This is a genomic window from Paenibacillus peoriae, from assembly GCF_022531965.1.
GTDB lineage: Bacteria > Bacillota > Bacilli > Paenibacillales > Paenibacillaceae > Paenibacillus > Paenibacillus polymyxa_D.
In genome coordinates this window covers 3,234,293-3,256,303 of the sequence record NZ_CP092831.1, presented here as the reverse complement: position 1 = coordinate 3,256,303, position 22,011 = coordinate 3,234,293, and the positions used below count along the sequence as shown (strand labels likewise).

Sequence of the window (22,011 nt, the reverse complement as noted above, 5' to 3'; positions counted from 1 at the left end):
GCACTATTGCATTCTTGGAGCTAAACCCTGAAAATAAAGATGAAAAGAGATCAGAGCAATTTTCGTCAGAGGGGGAAGAGTTCAAGATGTGGGGTGCTCCTTTTTCTGCCAAGGCTAAGAAGATGCTGCTGCTGGGTAGCGGCGAATTGGGAAAAGAAGTCATTATTGAAGCTCAGCGGCTTGGCGTGGAATGTATTGCTGTTGATCGCTATGAACTGGCTCCAGCAATGCAGGTAGCCCATCGCTCTCACTGTCTGGATATGCAGGATGCTGAGGCGTTGAAGGCACTAATTCGTGAGGAAAAGCCCGACATAATTGTACCTGAAATCGAAGCTATTGCTACGGGTGCTTTGGAAGAATTAGAGCAAGAAGGATTTCACGTAGTACCAACGGCCCGTGCCGCCCGTCTTACGATGGACCGGGAAGGTATCCGCAGGCTGGCTGCCGAGAAATTACAGCTTCCGACTGCTGCCTATCGTTTTGCAGATAACTTTGAGCAGTTGCGGTCGGCGGTTCATGAGCTGGGCACGCCATGCGTGGTCAAGCCCTTGATGAGTTCGTCGGGTAAAGGGCAGTCTGTATGCCGGGCAATCGAAGATGCAGAATCCTGCTGGAATACGGCGCTGGAAGGCGCGCGTGCCAAAACTACACGTGTCATTGTTGAAGCTTTTGTCCCGTTTGAGAGCGAAATCACCTTATTGACCGTCAGATCGGTTTCGGGTACGACTTTTTGCCCACCGATTGGCCATATTCAGAAAGATGGGGATTATGTCGAATCCTGGCAGCCCCATGGCATGACGGACAAGCAGCTTTCGGAGGCGGAAGACATTGCCCGTACGATTACGGATGAACTGGGTGGTTACGGATTGTTTGGCGTAGAGCTATTTTTAACGACTGATGGCGTCATATTCAGTGAAGTATCCCCTCGTCCGCATGATACAGGTATGGTGACCATGATCACGCAGGATTTGTCGGAATTTGCACTTCACGTGCGGGCCATCCTCGGATTCCCAGTGCCATCTGTCACGTTGCTTACACCAGGAGCTTCAGCTACTTTGAAGGCAGAAGTGGCTACGCGGGATTTTGTAATAAGCGGTCTGCATGATGCATTATTGCTACCCCGGACACAGGTGCGAGTGTTCGGGAAGCCAGAAACCAAGCCGGGTCGCCGGATGGCTGTAGCGCTTAGCGCTGCAGAAGATGTGGAAACAGCACGGAAGACGGCCGAAGAAGCTGCTAATATGCTGAAAGTGGAGGTAAATCATGTCTAACAATGTGATGATTCCAGTACTGACAATTCGTTCCGTAGAGCTTGGCGATTGCGAAGCCGTAACAGGACTACTAAGAGAAGTCGGATACCCGATGACTTGTGGTGTAATGAAAGAAGTTATGGGAACAACGCGGGAGGACAGTCAAGCGAATATGATGGTTGCAGAAATGGATGGTCGTGTTGTCGGAGTAATCGGCATGCATACGGCTCAAAGCTTGGCTTATCCTGATCCTGCCGTACAAATCACCATGCTAGTCGTGAGCGGGGAGTATCGCGGCGAGGGCATTGGCAAGCGCCTGGTGGCTTGTGGTGAGGAGTGGGGACGTGCGCAAGGATGCTATCATTTATTCATTACTGGAGCGAATAACCGCATCAAACAAGTAGAGGCCCGGGCTTTCTACAACCGAATCGGCTTTGAAAAGCAAGGCTACCGTTTCAGCAAAAAGCTTAGATAATCAGCCTACAACAAGACAATTTAATACTTAAAGCCTCACTACTTTTAACTTAGTTCCGCATGGTTCATTCCGAGCGGGGCTATTTTTTTTCCAACTTTTATACCATTGATCCTGCTATAAAACATGATATACTGCTAGAGTAAAGATTACAAAGTTGTAACCGGACGCGTTCACACCAAGGCATTTATACAACAAGGAGATGACGAAATGAAGAATATGTTGAAAAAAACACTTGTGATGGGAAGTCTAAGCGCCATTTTATCCGCAGGATTCATCGTTCCGGCATCAGCTTCACCAGCTGACGATTTGACTGCCCAACTACAACAGTGGTTTCAAAATAACGGATATACCGTCAATATGTCCAACGGGACGACTACGATAACAAAGACCGTAATTAAGGATGCATCTGAAAAGGACAAGGCTAAAAACAAAACAGCAAATCCTTCATCCGGCAAGCAAACAACAACCAAACAAGGTAGCCAAAAGGCTTCGCAGTCTAGTAACAAGCAACAGGCCCAAAAACAAAACACAAACTCAGGCGCGGGTCAGTCTGCAGGGTCTGATGCACAACTCAGCAAGTCCCAATTTGCAGCTGAGGTTGTAAAGCTTGTAAACAACGAGCGCAGCCAAAAAGGTCTGAAGCCCCTTACATCTAATGCGAAGCTTACAGAAGTAGCCTTAGCCAAGGCGAAGGACATGAGCACGAACAATTACTTTTCCCATACATCTCCGACCTACGGTTCACCCTTTGATATGATGAAAAAGTTCGGTGTAACTTATACGTATGCGGGTGAGAATATTGCTATGGGACAACAAACACCACAAGAAGTAATGAAAGCTTGGATGAACAGTCAGGGACATCGTGAGAATATTTTGAAGGCAGAATATACGCAAATCGGTGTGGCTTACTACAATGGATATTGGGTACAAGAGTTCACACGTAACTAAGATGATAGTAAATACGTTCGAAACGTCATGCCGCTGTTATGAAAAGATAGTGGCATGACGTTAATCTGGAGACCCGCTGACACGTTCAGCGGGTCTTTTGGTGTCTCTTATTCCTCCACAGGCATAACCCTTGCTTTATACCAGAAAAGACATAAGGGACGTATTTATAGTATGATAGCAGCAAGTTGAATGGATAGCAGACTATTTATGGAAAGCTAGGTGAGCAAATGAGCTACGAAATCGTGCATGAAGGTGCCTTTGCTATGCTCAAGGTGCAGTTGAACCCCGGGGAAATGATCAAAGCGGAAATGGGAGCAATGGTTTCCATGTCTTCCAGTGTAGATATAAAGGGGACGGTAGACGGTGGACTGTTACGTGGTTTAGGCAGAATGCTAAGCGGAGAAAAATTCTTTTTTCAAGAACTGAGGGCAGCCCGTGGGCCGGCTGAAGTGTTGTTAGCCCCTGCCAGTATAGGTGATGTACAAGCGGTGGAATTGGATGGCACGTATAGGTTGATGGTCCAAAAGGACGGTTTTCTAGCTTGTACAGAAGGCATTGAGGTTAGCACCAAAATGCAAAACCTGATGAAAGGTTTATTCTCCGGTGAAGGTTTTTTTATCGTAGAAATCAGTGGTCGAGGTACGGTATTCCTATCCTCTTATGGAGCCATTCATCCCATTTATATCGCGCCAGGAGAGGAGCGTATTATTGATAATGCTCATCTGGTGGCATGGCCGGATTATATGGATTATAAAATTGAAAAAGCATCGAAAGGCTGGTTGTCCAGCGTAACGAGTGGAGAAGCGCTTGTATGCCGTTTTCGCGGTGAAGGAACGGTACTGATACAAAGTCGAAATCCGGGCAGTTTTGGACAATGGATCAAAAGTTTCATCCCTGATAGCAAATAGTTTGATTCGTTTGATTAGAGATAAGGATGGTCATTTGCCATCCTTTTTTTGCATGTTCATGGGAAATTATATGTGACTCTAAGCATTTATTGCGCTTTTATTCCGAACGGTTTATTTGCAAAATGATATAAGAAGCTTTATGTTTATTTCACTAAGCTATCAGGAGGGAACACGAGTGAATTCATCAAAATGGATTTGGCGGTCTGTCGGTTCCGTTTCCATTGCCGCCACATTGCTATTATTGTACGGATTTATTACAGCAGTACAAAGTATCACGGCTCCAGAGCCAATGGTTAGCACTCAACCTGTACATTCCGGTTCATCGCAGACACAAACTGCGCCATCCGCTACTAATCAGACGGGAGAGTTTCGGGTAGCTGCCATTGGAGATTCGCTAGCCAAAGGCACGGGGGATGACTCCGGAAGTGGTTTTGTGCGTCGGTCGGTGAGCTTGTTAAATAATCAGGAAGGCCATAAGGCTCAGCTCATAAATAATCTGGGGATTAATGGACTGACGACTCAAGGACTATTGACCAAGCTGGATGAGCCTGGTGTTTCTTATGTGTTGAAAAAGGCTAACGTTATTATGGTCTCGATTGGCGGAAATGATTTATTTCAGGGGGCTCAGGCTGCCCAAACCGGCAAAGAGCCGCCTACACTCAGTGGTTTGCGTAAAGCTGTGCCTGATGCCGCCAAACGTCTGCAAAAAGTGCTGACAAAGGTAGGGAAAATCAATCCGAATGCTAAAATTATCTATGTCGGATTATATAATCCATTCAGTGATCTGCAGGAAATGAAAATTCCCGGTAATCTTGTGGTAACAGAATGGAATCTGGCTGCCATGGCAATTACCAACCAAAACAGCAATATGACTCTGGTTCCAACTTTCGATTTATTCCAGCAAAATTTGCCCGTCTATTTATCATCCGATCATTTTCATCCAAACGGACAGGGCTATCAGGCAATCGCTGAACGTATCGCGCAAGGGTTTGCAGTTGCAAACACGAAGGATGCCGATAAAGTGGATAATGAACAACAGTCTACAAGCAGCCAACCTGCTGAAGTGAAAAAGGGAGGGAACAACTAATGAGCATCCAATCTGCTGACAAGAACGGGACTGGAATAACCGAAAATTCGACCTCAAGGGATGCAGTGTCCAGTTTCCATTCCGCCAATCAGGTTGGCAGCACAGGCAGAGACAGAAGCAATAACGAAACAGTTCTCTCTGTTCAGCACGTTAAGAAACGTATCAAACGCAAAATGATCATTCATGATGTAACATTCGACGTTCGTGCGGGTGAAATTTTCGGATTTCTCGGCCCTAATGGGGCTGGGAAAACGACGACTATTCGTATGCTGGTCGATTTAATTAAGCCTACGGAAGGGACGATTACTGTCTGTGGACATAATGTAAATCGTGACCCTGAGCAGGCTTTACGGCATATTGGTTCTATTGTGGAAAATCCAGAGGTGTACAGCTATCTGACAGGTTGGGAGAATTTAGAGCATTTTGCCCGTATGCAGCCTGGTGTAGACGAACAGCGTATCCGCGAAGTCGTTGAGCTGGTTCGGCTCGATCGCCGTATCCATGATAAAGTAAGTACGTATTCTCTCGGAATGCGCCAGCGTCTTGGTATAGCCCAAGCCTTGCTCGGTAGACCGAAATTGCTGATTTTGGATGAACCGACCAACGGGTTAGACCCCAAGGGGATCAAGGAAATGAGAGCTTTTATCCGTTTGCTAGCGGCAGAAGGCATGGCTGTATTTGTTTCCAGTCATTTGCTTAGCGAAATCCAGCTGCTATGTGATCGGGTGGCAATTATAAGTAGGGGAAAGGTGCTAGCTGTAGGTGGTGTACGAGAACTGGTTGAGACGCACTCACATATGGCCGTATGGCAACTGGAGCCTCGTGATCAGGGTCTTGCCATATTGCAAAATTCTCCGCATGTGCAAATGATTACGAACGCCGATGAATTAATTGATGACAGTATTGTTGCAGGTAGCGGAGCCGATGCAATTTTTACAGAAATGGATGAAGAGCATATTGCGGAGCTGGTGACACAAATGACGGCTTCCGGTATTTCCGTTAAAGGTGTAACCAAAATCAACCCTACACTGGAGCAGCTATTCCTGAAAATGACGGAAGGTGAGATACTTGAATAACATTTTACCGCTCGTACAAAATGAAACACTCAAAATTATCAAGAAGAAACGATTTTATGTCATTTTACTAGTTTTACTTGTGCTTGTGCCGATTTTTACGTACGCTCAGATGAAAGTGGCAGAAAACAATCGCGAAAAATTCGGCAATGATTGGCGGCTTGAACTGCGTCAGGCGATTACCGATAATCAAAACTCGCTGGGAAGTGACCGGGTTCCCGAGGAATGGAAGACCTACCGTCGGGTCTTTGTGCAGCAGATGCAATATTATTTGGAAAATGATGTGAATCCGAATGAGCCGAGTGGTGTCACTTTTACCAGAGAGTTTATGGATAATTCCATAAATCTGTTCGTTCCATTGTTGATTATGGCTATTGCCTCCGACTTGGTTTCAGGAGAACGGACGACAGGCACGATAAAAATGTTGCTTACCCGCCCAGTCAGGCGGTGGAAAATACTGCTGAGTAAGCTGCTGACATTGTACATGTTCGTTTCGCTCATCATTTTGGCTGTATTTGTAATTAGCTATGTGATATCAGGCTTGTTTTTTGGTTTTCGCGGTTTTAATGTTCCGGTATTTACCGGATTTCAAATTGTTGGATCGACGGTGGATTTGTCTGCTGTACATGCGATTCCACAATGGCATTATCTGATGCTGCAAGCCGGATTAATCTGGTTTGTCAGTCTTGTGGTAGCTTCGTTAGCCTTTATGGTATCTGTCCTGGTACGAAGTACGGCGGCAAGTATCGTGGTCATGATGGCTGCACTCATTTCGGGCACTATTTTGACAAACATGGCTTCGTCTTGGCAGAGTGCTAAATATTTATTTATGGTTAACCTCCAATTAACCGATTATTTATCTGGAAGCCCCGCCCCGATTGAGGGAATGACTTTACCCTTTTCTTTAGCTGTACTGGGCATTTGGGGGGCTGCGGCATTGATTGTTTCATTCGCCGTCTTTACGAAACGGGATATATTGAATTAAAATGGACAAGGTAAAAGAAAACATCTGTTTGCATTTTTGGTGAAAATCATCAAGAATAAGGCAAAACACGGTTACGATTAGACAAAGGGGGAGCATGAATGGTCGACAAAATCGACTTGTCTGCGGGGGCGTCCGGCACACAAAGCGGAGCTTCGGAATATGGCGCGGACGACATTCAAGTGCTCGAAGGGCTTGTGGCAGTTCGCAAACGGCCGGGCATGTACATCGGGAGCACCAGTTCTTCGGGGCTGCATCATTTGGTATGGGAAATTGTAGACAACGCGGTGGATGAACATCTCGCCAAGTTTTGCTCTCGCATTGATATTACAATGCATAAGGACGGTTCCGTTACGGTATCAGACAACGGACGCGGTATTCCTACGGGAATGCACAAAACGGGAATTCCTACGCCTCAGGTTGTATTCACCATTTTGCACGCCGGAGGTAAGTTTGGCGGTTCGGGATATAAAAAGTCCGGGGGTTTGCACGGTGTAGGTGCGTCTGTAACGAACGCTCTTTCGGAATGGCTTGAAGTAGAAATTTACCGGGACGGCAAGATTCACCGTCAGCGGTTTGAATATTGGCAGGACAAGAAGGGCGTGGAGCATGTCGGGGAACCGACCACAGGCCTTGAAGTGCTGGGCAATACTAACAAGACGGGATCGAAAATTACATTTAAACCGGATATTCGTGTTTTTCAGGCAGGCATTCATTTTAACTACGATACGTTGGCTGAGCGCCTTCAGGAAATTGCTTTTCTAAATTCGGGCCTTCGTATTCAACTTAAAGACGAACGCAGCGGAAAGTCAGATGAGTATTTTTATGAGGGTGGCGCAAGTCAGTTTGTTGCTTTTCTGAATGAGGGCAAGGATGTGCTGCATGATGTTATTCACTTTAATGCCGAGAAAGAAGACATTGAAGTAGAGATTGCCATCCAGTACAATGCAGGTTATACAGAGACGATTGCTTCGTTCGTCAACTCCATTCCGACACGTGGCGGAGGTACGCATGAAACAGGATTCAAAACCGCTTACACTCGTGTCATGAACGATTATGCCCGGAAAACGGTGATGTTGAAAGAAAAGGATAAAAACTTGGAGGGCAACGATCTACGTGAGGGCATGATGGCTGTAATCAGTGTCAAGATGGCTGAGGTTGAATTTGTCGGTCAGACAAAGGATCAGCTGGGTAGCGCTTCGGCACGAAGTACAGTGGATGCCATCGTATCTGAGCAGATGCAGCGTTTTTTGGAAGAAAATCCGCAGATAGCACAAACTTTGATCAAGAAGGCAGTTCAAGCATCCAGAGCGCGTGAAGCTGCACGTAAAGCTCGGGATGAAATGCGTTCTGGTAAAAAACGCAGTGAAAGTTCCAATTTGAATGGTAAACTGTCGCCTGCGCAGTCCAAGGATTTTACACGTAATGAGTTGTTTATTGTGGAAGGCGATTCGGCTGGAGGATCAGCCAAGCAGGGACGGGATTCCAAAATTCAGGCCATATTGCCACTAAAGGGCAAGCCGATGAATCCGGAAAAATCCAAACTGGCGGATATTATGAAGAATGATGAGTACCGTGCTATTACAGCAGCTATTGGTGCGGGGGTAGGAACAGAGTTTTCGCTGGAAGACAGCAATTATTCCAAAATCATCATTATGACCGATGCAGATACAGATGGTGCGCACATTCAAGTGCTGTTGTTGACGTTCTTTTATCGGTATATGAAAGAGCTTATTGATGCAGGACGCATATTTATTGCTCAACCGCCATTGTATAAAATAACTCGAAAGTCGGGTAAACTCGAAACCGTGCGTTATGCTTGGACTGACGAGCAGCTCGATAATTACTTAAAAGAATTTGGACGAAATTTTGAGCTACAACGCTATAAAGGGCTCGGGGAAATGAACCCTGATCAGTTATGGGAAACAACGATGAATCCCGATTCACGCACCTTGTTACGCGTTCAGATAGAGGATGCAGCCAAGGCTGAACGTAGGGTGTCCACTTTGATGGGTGATAAGGTGGATCCACGCAAACGCTGGATCGTGGAAAACGTAGATTTCACGGAATACGTAGAGTAGTGCTATCAAAAGAGGTGTATACATGAGCTTATCGGAGCAGTTTTTGCCAGCTTTTCTGGAGGAAGTGGTCGGTGACCGCTTTGGCCGATATTCCAAATATATTATTCAGGACCGGGCGATACCCGATGTACGGGACGGATTAAAACCCGTGCAACGTCGTATTCTTTATGCAATGTACGACTCGGGCAATACGCCGGATAAAGCATATCGTAAATCGGCCAAAACCGTTGGGGACGTTATGGGTAATTACCACCCCCACGGTGATTCGTCGATTTACGACGGCATGGTACGGATGGCACAGCCCTGGAAAATGAGTCACGTGCTGGTGGACGGTCACGGTAACTGGGGTTCCCAGGATGATGACCCGGCAGCAGCTATGCGTTACACGGAGGCCCGCTTGTCTCCGATCGCAATGGAAATGCTGCGCGATATTGAAAAGCGTACGGTTTTGTTCAAGGACAATTTTGATAACTCGGCCAAAGAGCCCGTGGTGTTGCCGTCACGTTATCCAAATTTGTTGGTGAACGGTTCCAGTGGGATCTCGGCGGGATTTGCGACAGAGATCCCTACACATAGTTTACGCGAAGTTATTGATGCCAGCATCGCGGTGATGGAAAAGCCGGAGATTGAGCTGGAAGAAATTATGACCTTTATTAAAGGTCCTGATTTCCCGACTGGTGGACTCATTATGGGTGGCGAAGGCATCAAGGACGCTTACCGCACGGGAAAAGGACGCATTTATATTCGTTCCAAAACGGAAATTCAGTCCTTGCGCGGAGGTAAGCAGCAGCTGGTCATTACCGAAATCCCATACCAAATCGTCAAATCAAGGCTCGTAACCGCCATGGAAAATATCCGTCTGGAGAAAAAGGTGGAAGGGATTGCCGAGGTTCGTGACGAAAGTGGACGAAATGGTTTGCGCATCGTTGTGGAGCTGAAGAAGGAAGCCGATGCGGAAGGGATTTTAGCTTATTTGCTGAAAAAAACCGACCTACAGGTGGCATATAACTTCAATATGGTAGCCATTGTGAACAAAGCGCCACATCAGCTTGGGCTAAAGTCCATTTTGGAAGCGTATATTGCTCATCAACGCGAAGTTGTCACTCACCGTATCCAGTATGAACTGGAAAAGGCAGAGGATCGTGCCCATGTATTGGAAGGTTTGGTCAAGGCACTGAACATTCTGGATGAGGTCATCGCAGCCATTAAAGCTTCCAAAAATCGTCAGGACGCGCAAAATAATTTACAATGGATGTTTGGTTTTAGCGAACGTCAGGCAGATTCTATTTTGACTTTGCAGTTGTACCGTCTCACCAATCTGGAAATCACCACGCTTGAAAAAGAACTGGGTGACATCCAGAAAAAAATCGCGCAATATCGTTCTATTCTGGAAAGTGATCGTAAGCTGATCAGCCTGATTCGCAAGGAACTGTTGGAAATTCGCGAAAAGTACGGCATTGACCGTCGCTCGGAGATACAAGGTGAGGTAGAAGAGATTAAAGTAAATCTGGAGGTCATGGTTGCGGCAGAGGATGTATTGCTAACCCTCTCGAAAGATGGCTATGTGAAACGTACGAGTATGCTGTCGTTCACTCGTTCTGGCGGGGACCGTTCAAATTCCGGAGTTAAAGAAGGGGACTACATTACCCAGTTCCTTGACGTCAATACACTCGATGTGCTGCTCGTCTTCACCCAGCGTGGACAATACTTTTTGCTGCCTGTGCATCAGATACCGGAGTATAAGTGGAAAGAGCCGGGAACTCCAATTGTCAATGTCATTTCGCTATCGAAGGAAGATCGTATCGTAAGCGTTATTCCGATCAAAAACATGGAGGAAATCGGCAAAAGTTTGGTGTTTGTAACGAAGAAAGGGCAAGTCAAACGAACAGAACTCACAGAATATGCCACAAAGCGTTCCAGTGCTGTAGCAGCCTGCAAAGTAGCAGGGGACGATGAGGTGTTATCGGTAACGTTAAGCGAGGGTACCCGGGATATTATGCTGATTACCCGCGCGGGTATGAGTATACGCTTCAAGGAGCAAGAGGTTAATGCGATGGGCCGCGTCTCGGCTGGTGTCAAAGGTATACAGCTGGCGGAAGGCGATGAAATTATCGCGGCGTTATGGGTAGAAGAGGATGAAGGAGAAGTGTTGGTGCTGACCGAGTCTGGTTATGGTAAGCGTACGCTTCTGTTGGACTATCCTACACAGGGAAGAGGCGGCAAAGGTATCACCACCTTTGAGTTCAAGGAAGGCAAACGAGTACGTTCGAATGGAACTCGAATCGTGGCTGCCTTCTATTGCCGTGAAGCTGTTCAATTATTTGCGATCACAGCAGAAGGACAGACGATGTCCTTCCTTTCGGAAAAGGCTCCTTTGACCGACCGAAAGGATACAGGCAAGTTGCTGGCTCCAGCGGAGAAGAAGGACGAAATTGTGAATGTGCTGCTGCGTAGTGAGCCGCAAGCTTCACAGTCCATAGAATAATGGGAAAGTCAAGCGCTTTTTAGCTCGAAAAAGAGAGGTCCTCTCGTGCCATTCCGGCACGAATGAGGACCTTTTTGCCGTCATGGTGTCGAACCCTGACCAGCCTTCAAAACCGAGGTGAGACTTCCTTCCCCTTTTCATTTCATGCTCCAAAAACGGCAGGAAACCGGGGCTGAATGGCGAAAATTTAATGTGATGAAATACAATCCGGACGGTGGCCCATACGGTAACTTTGATGCTTTTACTGACCCTGTTATTTAAAGGAGTGAGGCAAAATGCAAACGACCGAATTTGCGAAAATCTGGTCCAGAATGGCTAAGGATTATAAGGTTCATATGGAGCAGCAGCTGGCTCCATCACTAACGGAAGCTCAACTTACAGTGCTGGAGGTTTTGAACGAATACGGCCGCATGAAACCGTCTCAACTAATCCCATATCTCGCCACCACACCAGCCGCGGTTACGATGCTGCTGGATCGGATGGAGCGGAATCGACTGGTCACCCGTTTCAGAGACGTAAAGGACCGTAGAATTGTATGGATTGTCATTTCGGATCAAGGAAGAGAAGAAGTAGAGCGTGGATTGCGAATCCGGGATGATTTTCTGGGTTCTGCATTGAACCGAATTTCTCAGCACAATCAAAATTTGCTGGTTTATTTGTTGGGGAAAATTACACCGAAGGCGAAGACTTCAGTATCGACAAGTGAGGCTGAGGGAGTAAAGGAACAAATAGAACGAGCAGAATAACTAGAATGGTGGATGCATGAAAAGTAGCTGTACGTAGCAGATTATCATCTTAATATTAATAGGAGTGCGCGGATGAAATACCTATCGTGGTATTCATACCGCGCTTTTTTGTGTTGAAGGATAGGTGATATTTGGGTGAATGTTGACATTTACATAAGAGATGATAAAATAATAGTTATAAATAAATAACATTTCGTATACAAATAGTTTCTAGTTTATGTATATGCATATGGATTGTGAATTGGGTAATAGAAAGAAGGATGGTTCCAGTGAGTGACAGAGAGGAAGACAGACTTGAGGTGTACCGGATTATTCAATCAATAAGAGAGGTTAATAAAACGATATTTTATGCCTTCTGGAATGAAGAGCAGCATTTGGATCTGACGGCCATACAGCATATGGCTTTGGCCATTCTGAATAAACGCCCCAACATCGGGTTATCCGAGCTGGCAGACATAGCACATGTGGGAAGCAGCTCTATGAGTGGGGTGGTTGACCGCTTGACCAAGGCGGGATATATTGCTCGCGGACGGCATGAGCATGACCGTAGATCCTTAGTGCTGACGCTTACGCCGGAAGGAAAAGATATCATGCAAAAAGTAGACGCCATGTGGATGGAGCGCGTCTTGCCCATTCTGGACATCCCGAAGGAGCAGCTAGAGATGGTCCTGGATATCCATAAACAAATGATCATGAAATTAACACCGAAGGGAATGAATCAACTTGAGCAGTCCTCAAATGACACTACCAGGTAATGTACGCAGAGCACCCATTGTGGCCGCTCTGTTGATTGGCGCGATTGTAGCGATATTAAATCAGACGTTAATCAGTGTGGCTTTACCGAAAATGATGAGTGATCTGAATATAGATGCCAATATAGCTCAGTGGCTTAGCACGGGCTTTATGCTTGTGAATGGGGTACTGATCCCGGTGACCGCGTTCTTGATTGCCCGTTTCTCCACTCGTAAATTGTTTATTAGTGCGATGACTATTTTTTCAATAGGCACGCTGTTATGTGCTATAGCGCCAGGCTTCAGCATATTGCTGATCGGTCGACTTATTCAGGCCGCGGGAGCAGGTATCATGATGCCATTAATGATGGTCGTTATCTTGAACATCTACCCAATAGAGCGTCGTGGCCGAGCGATGGGAACCTTGGGGATTGCGATGGGTTTTGCTCCAGCCATTGGGCCTACCTTATCCGGTTATATAGTACAGCATTATGACTGGCGGGTATTGTTCTGGATCATCCTACCGATTTCAGTGATTTCGATTGTGATCGGATTTATTTTTCTGAAAAATGTAACGGAGCAGTCCAAACCTAAGTTGGACATTCCTGGCATCATTTTGTCTACGCTCGGTTTCGGTGGACTGTTATACGGCTTTAGTGATGCAGGAACATCGGGTTGGGGAAGTATTCCTGTCCTGTCTACGCTTATCGTTGGGACAATTTCGCTTATTTTGTTTATTATCCGCCAGCTGAAGGTAGATGAGCCTATGCTGGAGTTCCGTATCTTTAAATACGATGTGTACAGCTTGACGACAATCATTAATGTGATTGTGACGATGGCTTTGTACGCCGGTATGATATTGCTTCCGATTTATTTGCAAAATATTCGGGGTTTTACACCGCTCCAGTCCGGTATGCTAATGTTACCGGGAGCGATTCTGATGGGGCTCATGTCTCCTGTAACGGGGGCTATTTTTGACCGAATCGGAGCACGTTGGTTGTCTGTAATTGGCTTGCTGATCATGGCTATAACAACTTGGGAATTTACACGGTTGACCGAAACAACCACCTATATGACACTGTTAATTAATTATACGGTGCGGATGTTCGGGATGTCGTTACTGATGATGCCGATCCAAACGGCAGGGTTGAATCAGCTTCCACAACGATTGAATGCACATGGTACGGCGATGAGTAACACGCTGCGTATGATTTCCGGCTCGATTGGGACGGCAATTCTGGTGACAGTGATGTCCACACAAAGCAGCAACCGTTTGACGTCGATTGTTACATCTGAGGGACTAACTGTGACGGATAAAGCGGGGATGCTGGCTGCAGGCAATCAAGCTACAATTTATGGGATTAACTCGGCTTTTATCATTGCAACAGTGTTGAGTGTGGCCGCTCTGATTTTAGCGTTTTTTATTAAAAATACGAATGCAAAAAACGCCCATCCCCGTCAACAGCTGGTAAGCAGCAAGAAGGGGCAGTCCGTGGCTTCCTCGTCATAAAAGGATGAGATGACGCATTAATTTAATTTTCTGCAAAAAAGAACCTGCAATGCATGTTTGTTCACATGCGTTACAGGTTCTTTGTGCAAATAGGGATTGAGGATGTAGATATCCAGATAGAGCAGGGCTTTTCGGTTCAAATTTCAGACGTAATCATGTTCTCATAAAGCGACCTGGGCCATTCATTCCATGGAAATTGAACAGGAGGTAGCGAATGAAATCTCATATCGTCCTTGCTAACCGGATGCGGTGCTCCAGCGAGTAAGGACCAAAGCGCCAGCTGTTGACCGGGCCGACTCAGATTACCCCCATATTTTTGGTCACCGTAGAGGGGACAGCCGATCGCTTGCATTTGCACACGAATTTGGTGTGAGCGTCCGGTGTGCAGCTTAATCTGCACGAGACTGAGTCCATCCGCTTGTCCGATTACGCGATACTCCAAAATGGCTTCCTTCGCACCAGCCATGCCAGGCCGAACCGTTTGAACTGTGTTGGTTCGACTATCCTTTAGCAGGTAATGGGTCAGACGGCCTTGTGGGGCCGTAGGAACGCCATTCAGAACGGCTGTATACAGTTTGTGGAAATGACGACTTCGAACCGACTCTGACAGGCGAGAAGCAGCTTTGGACGTCTTAGCAAAAATCATGGCTCCACCTACAGGCCGATCCAGTCTGTGAACTAAACCCAAAAAAACGTTACCAGGCTTATTGTGTCTAATTTTTAAATCTTCCTTGAGTAAAGACAACAGATCAGGATCACCACTGGCATCCTCTTGCGTTGGAACATTGACAGGCTTTACAACCGCCAAAACATGATTGTCCTCATATAGGACAGGGATGTTCGACTGTGCATGTTCATGCCGAGTAAGTTCATTTTGAGTCATAAGAGGAATTTAAGCCTCCCAGCGTCCGAGAATACCACAAGGCAAATTCAATCCCGAGCGTGTGATCGGCAATCCGATTTCACCAGCGCTAATTTGGCCGCCGTACTTTTGTTGCATTGTCATGCTCAGCATGTTGCGCAATACAGTAGGCGAAATACCTGTAGTATAGGAGTTAATAAGCATGAACAGCGGTTGATCCGAAATGATGCTCATGCAGGATTCGAGAAACGGGTATAGGCTTTCTTCAAGCTTCCAAGTTTCTCCGTTCGGTCCGCGCCCGTAAGAAGGAGGGTCCATAATAATGGCATCATAACGGTTGTCCCGACGTTGTTCCCGTTGCACGAACTTGAATACGTCATCCGTAATGAAGCGTACTGGACGGTCAGCCAGACCGGACAATTGAACGTTTTCCTTTGCCCACTGTACCATGCCTTTGGCGGCATCCACATGAACTACACTGGCTCCTGCATACGCAGCAGCAGTAGTGGCTCCTCCCGTGTATGCAAACAGGTTCAGTACGGAAATCGGTCTGCCTGCGCCTTTGATTTTATCCATCATCCAGCTCCAGTTCGCTGCTTGCTCCGGAAAAAGGCCAGTATGCTTGAAGCTGGTCGGTTTAATGTGGAATTTAAGCGGTCCATAGCTAATTGTCCAGCGCTCGGGGATAGGTTTTTTCATATCCCAGTTGCCGCCACCGGAGGAACTGCGGTGATAATGCCCATGAACATTACGCCATTCGGCTGTTTCCTGGGCCAAAGGCCATATGATTTGCGGATCGGGACGACGCAGGACAATATCACCCCAACGTTCCAGTTTTTCACCACCGCCTGTATCCATTACTTCATAGTCTTTCCATTCTTGTGCTACATACATGTACAATCCATCCTTCAGCAGTCAATTCAGGATTCAGGCAGCAAGCTGCACAGAAATCCCCATATGGAGTCTATTGTACAACAAACCTCAGCAACAATCGAATGATTACATAAATAAGTAAGTAGTCAATGGGTCTAAAATATTTTTTCTCGGATGTACTTGTAATTATAGCGCTTCCATATTAAAATGAAACCAATCCCACTTGTACGTACAACCACCCGTTTTTTATTATAATAATGAAAATGGAATGGATTGTACGTACATAATATTTTTTTATCAACACAGCTGAAATTCTACTTCATTAAACAGGCCTCTAATTAATTTGCTTATCCATAGATTTTCAGCCAACAGCCGCATGTAATGCGGCTGTTTTGCGTATATTTCCCCAAGATTAAACCTAGTTTTTGAAATTAACATTTGACAATGAGAATCATTATCAAATATTATTTGAGTAACAGGGAGTGAAAGCATCCCATATTTCAAATAAAGGTGAGGGATGAACTTGGGTAAAATCATGATTACTTATGCCAGTTTGACCGGTAATACAGAGGAAATTGCGGAATTGATCGCCGAGGGCGTCCGTCAGGCAGGACATGAGGCTGAGTTGAAGGCTTCGTATGATTGCAGTGCGCAAGAACTGCTCGCATATGACGGGTTCCTGCTGGGTGTATATACATGGGGAGATGGTGAGCTTCCTGATGAATTTTTGGATTTTTACGAGGAACTAGACGAACTTGATCTGTCTGGTAAAAAGACGGCAGTATTTGGCAGTGGAGATACATCCTATACGCAATTCTGTGGTGCAGTGGACTTGGTAGAGGAAAAAGTCAAAGAACGCGGCGCATCGGTCATTCAGGAGAGTCTGAAGATTGAATTCAATCCATTGGATGATGATAAGGAGAATTGCCGAGCTTACGGAAGACAATTTGCACAGGCTGGTATTGGGGTGTCCTGAGAAGAGAGTGAGGGATAGGTATGCGCAATAGCGATAGCTTAAGCGGCTTTCCTCTTCTGCACGACTATCAGCTGGAGGAGATGTGGAGAACTCCACAGCCAATCCGTCAATCACAGAGGAAAAGAGGGCGTGAGGGCTGGAATTGGCGGCAACGGGTTCAATATGCAGTAGGGCATGCGCTCAACGAATACTTTGGAATGGAAGTAAAGGTACGGCGGGAAGTCCCTGTCCAGTATGTGCTGGAGAAATGGTGGCCCAAGCAGTCAGACAGCTTTGAATCTTTGTTCCATTATTGGGATGTCAAAAATAAAGTGTCAGGTGAGTTGTCAAAAATTTGTGGCTTAAATAATGACTTGATGGTGCCTGTGATGCTGTATGAACAATTTTGTACGTCCGTGCCTGAGTTAGAGGTCAATATTTCGCTTATTGTTCAGGCTGCTTGGCAACTATCAGCAGAAGCAGATTCCCTGCTCATTCAAAAGTACATCGTTGACTATAATCCTAACGTTATTAGTACATTCCAACATATGACAAATGTATTTTGTTATTATGCATTTGGAGCTCTTCCTCAGCTTATTGAGGTATACTGTCTGCTGGAAGGCAAGAGGGTCCGTTTCATTCCGGGACCTGCTTCTTTACAGCAATCTCTGGATTACGTACGGCTATTACGGGATTCCAAAGAGGATGTACATGGGACGACAGAACGCTGCCGTTGCGGAGGGTGCATAGGGGAGCAAGTTTCTCATGGAAACAGAATGAATAAGAACACGAAGGAAGGGCAGGAGGCGAAAAACTGCAAACAACGGTTAGCTGTACCTACGCCTTTCTCTTAACGTTAATGTGTAACCCTTTAATTGTAAACTATCCCTTTTCGTGAAAGAGCCTTGGAAACAAGGTTCTTTTTTATGAAAAAAAATTATGAAAAAACTGAAAATTTATGTTGCCTGAACAGATAAATATATCTATAATATTTCAATGTACAATAGTTATATGAAAATATTTAAATATAAAAAGACGGTTTGTGGATCATGGATTAGCTTGTCCTATGTACATAAAATAAGTCCTGTCTTTTGCATGGCACGTTGCCATGTGTTTATTTACGTTCTTCATTTGGTTTAATGGCCTAATATTTCAATTTTAAAATATTAGCGTTGAATAATAAAAATTTTTTGGACAACAGGGGTGGAAGAAGTGAGTAAGAAAACTGTATTGCCAATCCTCATTGTACTGCTCGTTCTGAGCGGTGGAGCTATTGGCTACTATTATTGGTATCAAGCAACACACTTTGTTAAAAGTGACGATGCGCGCATTCAAGCAGATCAATATAAAGTAATGCCGCAAATCTCCGGAGAAATAAGCCACATTGATGTGGAAGAAGGAGATGTTGTTCAGCGTAATGAACCTATTGCCGAGCAGGATGTATCTGGGCTGGATGCGAGTATGATCAGCAAGTCCGTACTGCGCGCGCCGATCAACGGAACCGTCATTAAGATTTATTCCAAAGAGCATGAAATCGGATCGCCGGGTAGTGCTGTTGCAACTATGGTGGATATGAACAGCTTGTACGTATCCACGAACATTGAAGAAACTGACATTAACCGTATTAAACCAGGACAGCTTGTGGATATTACGCTTGATGCAGCAGGTGACCAGGTGATTCAGGGTAAAGTTCGTAAAGTGGGCGAAGCCTCCAACGCCGTGTTCTCACTCGTTCCTGCAGTCAACACAAGTGGTAACTTTAACAAGGTGACCCAGCGTGTGCCTGTAGAGATTGCTGTGAACAAGCCGAAGGATATGAAGCTTATCCCTGGAACGAACGTGGAAGTAAAAATTCATACACCTTAAAAAGGAGGGGTCCATGTGGCTGCCAATGAAATTGCTGCTGCTCCTTCGACAGATTCTTCCAAAGAACGCTGGCTTGCCTTTTTCGCTATCGTTTTAGGCGCCTTTGTCGCCATTCTGAACAACAGTCTGATCAATGTCGCCATTCCTAGATTGACGACGGATTTAGGATCTACGACGACACGTATTCAGTGGGTTATTACAGGTTACACGCTTGCATCTGGTGTAATTGTACCGATTACCGGATATATGGAGCAGCGCCTCGGATACAAAAAGTTTTTGATTCTAGCGCTCAGCGTATTTTCGCTGGGAACGGGAATATGTATTTTTGCATGGAGTGATTCTTCCCTGATCGCAGCACGGGTGCTGGCTGGTCTGGGCGGTGGTGTTATTATGCCGCTGAGTATGACGATTATTTACAAAATTATGCCGCGTGAACAAATCGGTATGTCCCTTGGTATATGGGGGATCGCCGCAATGGCAGCGCCGGCTGTAGGGCCTACGCTTAGCGGATATTTGATTGAGTGGTTTAACTGGCGGTTCTTGTTTATTGTCAGTGTGCCGGTTGCTTTATTTGCAATTTTAATGGTTATTCTTCTAATCAAAGAGCCGCCTAAAGTAGAGCCGAAGCCGTTTGATCTACCGGGCTTTTTGCTGGCCGCAACTTGTGCCGGAACACTCTTGTACGCATTGACAAACGGCCAGCGTGATGGCTGGACTTCTTTTGGAATTGTATCCCTGCTGTTTATTGCTTTCTGGGCACTTGTTTTTCTGATCTATGTAGAAAGCGGCAAGGATAATGCTGTAATTGAAATCTCATTATTCAAGAATTCAAAGTATACGATTAGTGTTATTGCCTCTAGTCTGGTCATGATGGGGATGTACGGAGGAACGTTCCTAACACCGTTGTTTTTGCAAAATATCCAGCGTGTGTCACCGATTGATACTGGTATTATCCTCATTCCACAGGCCATTGCCATGGCGGCTATGATGCCTATTGCCGGGAAGCTGTTCGATAAGTTCGGAATTGTGCCTTTGGGGCTTGTGGGCCTGACGCTAACCAGCTTTATGACCTATCATCTTCACCAGCTTACGCCAGATACTTCGCATGCCTGGTTGGAAACCGTAATGGCATTACGGGGTCTGGGAATTGGTATTTGCATGATGCCATTGTCCACGGTCGGTATGAATGCCGTTCATCCGAGCAAGGTAGCCAATGCATCTACAGCATCCAATCTGGTACGTACTGTGGCTGCATCTATGGCGATTGCGGTGCTAACCGCCATTATGCAAAGCCGTTCGGCTGCTCATGCCCAGCAAATTTCGGAGTCCATTACGCCAGACTCGGCTCATACGCTACAAGCGACATTGGGCAGCTCATGGATGTCATCCATAAGTAGTTTAATCACACTAGATGCCACATCAAGAGGGATTGGGGATACGTTCCTCATTTCATCCATACCGCTGTTTTGCACGATTCCACTAATCTTTTTGTTTATTCAGAGGAAGAAAGCAAAGACACAGCCGGAAGCTTAATCAAAGAACTATAAAATACGACTGGATGGCTTACATTATTTCCACGGACAGAAAGAAAGGGAATTATCATGAAAATATTGAGAGTAGAAAGTACATTAGCGGCTTTAGTGCTCGGCGGCGCAGTGCTGGCAGGCTGCTCCAGTAATAGCGGGGCGGCTCAGGATATGGTCGTTCCGGTTAAAATCAGCCAAGCACAGCAGGGAATTATCGGACAGGGAAATATTTATACAGGAACGGTTACACCTTCGGAGACGGTGAACATCGTGCCTAAAGTGGGCGGTAAAGTGGTTGAGCTGCCTGTGGATATTGGCTCCGAGGTTAAAAAGGGTCAAGTACTGTTCAAGCTTGATGATAAGGATATGCGGAATAATGTTGCGAAAGCCCGCGCCGCAGCAGCTGCGGCAGCAGCCGGAGTAAGCACCGCTCAAGCATCCCACGAATCTACGATGGTTCAAGCAAACTCGGGCTTAGTGCAGTCCAAGAGTGGCGTGATTCAATCCCAAAGTGCAATCAATCAGGCACAGGGAGCTATTAATCAAGCCACTACAGCCGTAGAACAAGCAACACATGGTGTCTCCTCGGCAGCCAATACGGTGAAACAAACGCAGCAAGCTTTGGCAGATGCACAGAAGAATGTAACACGTACACAAAGTCTATTTGATGCAGGTGCGAGCACCCAAGCACAATTAGAACAAGCCAAAACAGCAGTCGTGAATGCGGAAGCGGCTTACAATAATGCACAAAATGCGCAGGCTAACGCGCAAGATCAGTTGGTAGCTGCGCAGAAGGCTCTAACTACAGCTCGCAACAGCTATGATTCAGCAAAAAATAGCTACAGTAATGCCAATAGCGGTTACAGTAATGCGCAAAATCAGCTCAAAGTATCTCAAAATACTGCGGTTATCGAGTCCAGCCAACAATCTCTTAAGCAGGCTCAGCTGAATGTGAACATTGCTCAGGACGCATTGGATGATACTGTTGTAACATCACCGATCAATGGTATTGTGGGCACTAAAAATGCAGAAGTGGGCGAAATGGTATCCGCTCAGTCTCCTGCGCTGGTCATCGCTAATCTGAGTACGGTCAATACTTTGATCTATGTTCCAGCGGAACAGATCAACAATGTAAAAGCAGGTGACAAGGTACAGGTTCGTGTTGCAGCTTCCAACATTGTAACAACAGGTACAGTTAAAAATGTAAGCCCGTTGGATGCAAGTGGAAAAGGTTATCCTGTAAAAATCTCAGTAGCGAATCCAGACACGATACTGAAATCCGGCATGTTGGCTGATATCAGCTTTGTCGCTGCCAATGCACAAGAAGGCATTGTGGTTCCTACTGCGGCAGTTCAAAAGGATCAAGGTAAAGAATATGTATATGTTGTAAACGGAGACCATGCGAAACGTAAGGAAGTGAAGACTGTTCAGACGGCAGGTTCACAAACACTCGTTACCAGTGGCTTGAGCAATGAGGAGAATGTGATCGTGAATAATCTGGCATTGCTGTCCGATAACTCACCGATTACAATTAGCCAATAATTAGGCTCTAAACTTACGTACTATATAATAGTAGAAGTTTATTATGAATATGCAAAGACAGCCTGCTTAGCGGGCTGTCTTGTTTTTATTTCATTCAGCAGATTTTACATA

At 45.9% G+C, this 22,011-nt stretch carries 19 protein-coding genes; 17 read left to right on the top strand and 2 right to left on the bottom strand.

All coding sequences use genetic code 11. The features are described from left to right. The first annotated feature begins 86 nt into the window (after positions 1-86). The 12 genes from purT to MLD56_RS14105 all read left to right on the top strand — a co-directional run bounded on the left by purT (position 87) and on the right by MLD56_RS14105 (position 14,276). On the top strand, positions 87-1,271 hold the full coding sequence (gene purT, locus MLD56_RS14160) for a formate-dependent phosphoribosylglycinamide formyltransferase (RefSeq protein ID WP_029518156.1): 1,185 nt from the start codon (positions 87-89) through the stop codon (positions 1,269-1,271). Beyond that, positions 1,264-1,725, top strand: a complete 462-nt coding sequence (locus tag MLD56_RS14155; RefSeq protein WP_013310623.1) for a GNAT family N-acetyltransferase — start codon at positions 1,264-1,266, stop codon at positions 1,723-1,725. Before purT ends, MLD56_RS14155 begins: the two co-directional genes overlap by 8 nt. A 207-nt stretch (positions 1,726-1,932) precedes the next feature. After that, positions 1,933-2,673, top strand: coding sequence for a CAP domain-containing protein (locus MLD56_RS14150; protein WP_029518155.1), 741 nt, complete (start codon positions 1,933-1,935; stop codon positions 2,671-2,673). Between the two features lie 227 nt (positions 2,674-2,900). Then, complete coding sequence (locus MLD56_RS14145; protein WP_029518154.1) at positions 2,901-3,581, top strand: TIGR00266 family protein; 681 nt, start codon at positions 2,901-2,903, stop codon at positions 3,579-3,581. Positions 3,582-3,720: 139 nt separating this feature from the next. Continuing rightward, complete coding sequence (locus MLD56_RS14140) at positions 3,721-4,668, top strand: GDSL-type esterase/lipase family protein (protein ID WP_039271184.1); 948 nt, start codon at positions 3,721-3,723, stop codon at positions 4,666-4,668. Then, a complete protein-coding gene (locus MLD56_RS14135) occupies positions 4,668-5,744 on the top strand; it encodes an ABC transporter ATP-binding protein (RefSeq protein WP_029518152.1) in 1,077 nt (358 codons plus the stop codon). The genes MLD56_RS14140 and MLD56_RS14135 overlap by 1 nt, the downstream gene beginning before the upstream one ends. Beyond that, a complete protein-coding gene (locus MLD56_RS14130) occupies positions 5,737-6,726 on the top strand; it encodes an ABC transporter permease (RefSeq protein WP_029518151.1) in 990 nt (329 codons plus the stop codon). The genes MLD56_RS14135 and MLD56_RS14130 overlap by 8 nt, the downstream gene beginning before the upstream one ends. Positions 6,727-6,824: 98 nt before the next feature. Then, on the top strand, positions 6,825-8,804 hold the full coding sequence (gene parE / locus MLD56_RS14125) for a DNA topoisomerase IV subunit B (protein WP_029518150.1): 1,980 nt from the start codon (positions 6,825-6,827) through the stop codon (positions 8,802-8,804). Positions 8,805-8,826: 22 nt separating this feature from the next. After that, positions 8,827-11,289 (top strand): DNA gyrase subunit A, encoded by a 2,463-nt coding sequence (gene gyrA / locus MLD56_RS14120; RefSeq protein WP_029518149.1) that lies wholly within the window; start codon positions 8,827-8,829, stop codon positions 11,287-11,289. Positions 11,290-11,564: 275 nt separating this feature from the next. Further along, on the top strand, positions 11,565-12,035 hold the full coding sequence (locus MLD56_RS14115) for a MarR family winged helix-turn-helix transcriptional regulator (protein WP_029518148.1): 471 nt from the start codon (positions 11,565-11,567) through the stop codon (positions 12,033-12,035). Between the two features lie 269 nt (positions 12,036-12,304). Continuing rightward, complete coding sequence (locus MLD56_RS14110; protein ID WP_029518147.1) at positions 12,305-12,790, top strand: MarR family winged helix-turn-helix transcriptional regulator; 486 nt, start codon at positions 12,305-12,307, stop codon at positions 12,788-12,790. Continuing rightward, positions 12,774-14,276 carry a DHA2 family efflux MFS transporter permease subunit gene (locus tag MLD56_RS14105; RefSeq protein WP_241113518.1) on the top strand — a complete coding sequence of 501 codons (1,503 nt, stop codon included), beginning with the start codon at positions 12,774-12,776 and terminating at the stop codon, positions 14,274-14,276. The genes MLD56_RS14110 and MLD56_RS14105 overlap by 17 nt, the downstream gene beginning before the upstream one ends. 136 nt (positions 14,277-14,412) lie before the next feature. Here MLD56_RS14105 and MLD56_RS14100 read toward each other — a convergent pair whose 3' ends face one another. Both MLD56_RS14100 and MLD56_RS14095 read right to left on the bottom strand, forming a co-directional pair. Further along, positions 14,413-15,159, bottom strand: coding sequence for an RluA family pseudouridine synthase (locus MLD56_RS14100; protein WP_029518145.1), 747 nt, complete (start codon positions 15,157-15,159; stop codon positions 14,413-14,415). A gap of 9 nt (positions 15,160-15,168) precedes the next feature. Further along, positions 15,169-16,032, bottom strand: a complete 864-nt coding sequence (locus tag MLD56_RS14095; protein ID WP_029518144.1) for a class I SAM-dependent methyltransferase — start codon at positions 16,030-16,032, stop codon at positions 15,169-15,171. A gap of 496 nt (positions 16,033-16,528) precedes the next feature. Here MLD56_RS14095 and MLD56_RS14090 point away from each other — a divergent pair, with 496 nt between their 5' ends. The 5 genes from MLD56_RS14090 to MLD56_RS14070 all read left to right on the top strand — a co-directional run bounded on the left by MLD56_RS14090 (position 16,529) and on the right by MLD56_RS14070 (position 21,900). Further along, positions 16,529-16,987, top strand: coding sequence for a flavodoxin (locus tag MLD56_RS14090; protein WP_049817022.1), 459 nt, complete (start codon positions 16,529-16,531; stop codon positions 16,985-16,987). A gap of 20 nt (positions 16,988-17,007) precedes the next feature. Then, positions 17,008-17,820 (top strand): hypothetical protein, encoded by an 813-nt coding sequence (locus MLD56_RS14085; protein ID WP_029518142.1) that lies wholly within the window; start codon positions 17,008-17,010, stop codon positions 17,818-17,820. 358 nt (positions 17,821-18,178) lie between these two features. Then, the gene (locus tag MLD56_RS14080; protein ID WP_029518141.1) at positions 18,179-18,832 is read left to right on the top strand and encodes an HlyD family secretion protein; all 654 of its coding nucleotides are present in this window, start codon (positions 18,179-18,181) and stop codon (positions 18,830-18,832) included. A gap of 15 nt (positions 18,833-18,847) precedes the next feature. Beyond that, a complete protein-coding gene (locus MLD56_RS14075) occupies positions 18,848-20,365 on the top strand; it encodes a DHA2 family efflux MFS transporter permease subunit (RefSeq protein ID WP_039271206.1) in 1,518 nt (505 codons plus the stop codon). Between the two features lie 68 nt (positions 20,366-20,433). Next, positions 20,434-21,900 carry an efflux RND transporter periplasmic adaptor subunit gene (locus MLD56_RS14070; protein WP_029518138.1) on the top strand — a complete coding sequence of 489 codons (1,467 nt, stop codon included), beginning with the start codon at positions 20,434-20,436 and terminating at the stop codon, positions 21,898-21,900. Positions 21,901-22,011: the final 111 nt, after the last annotated feature.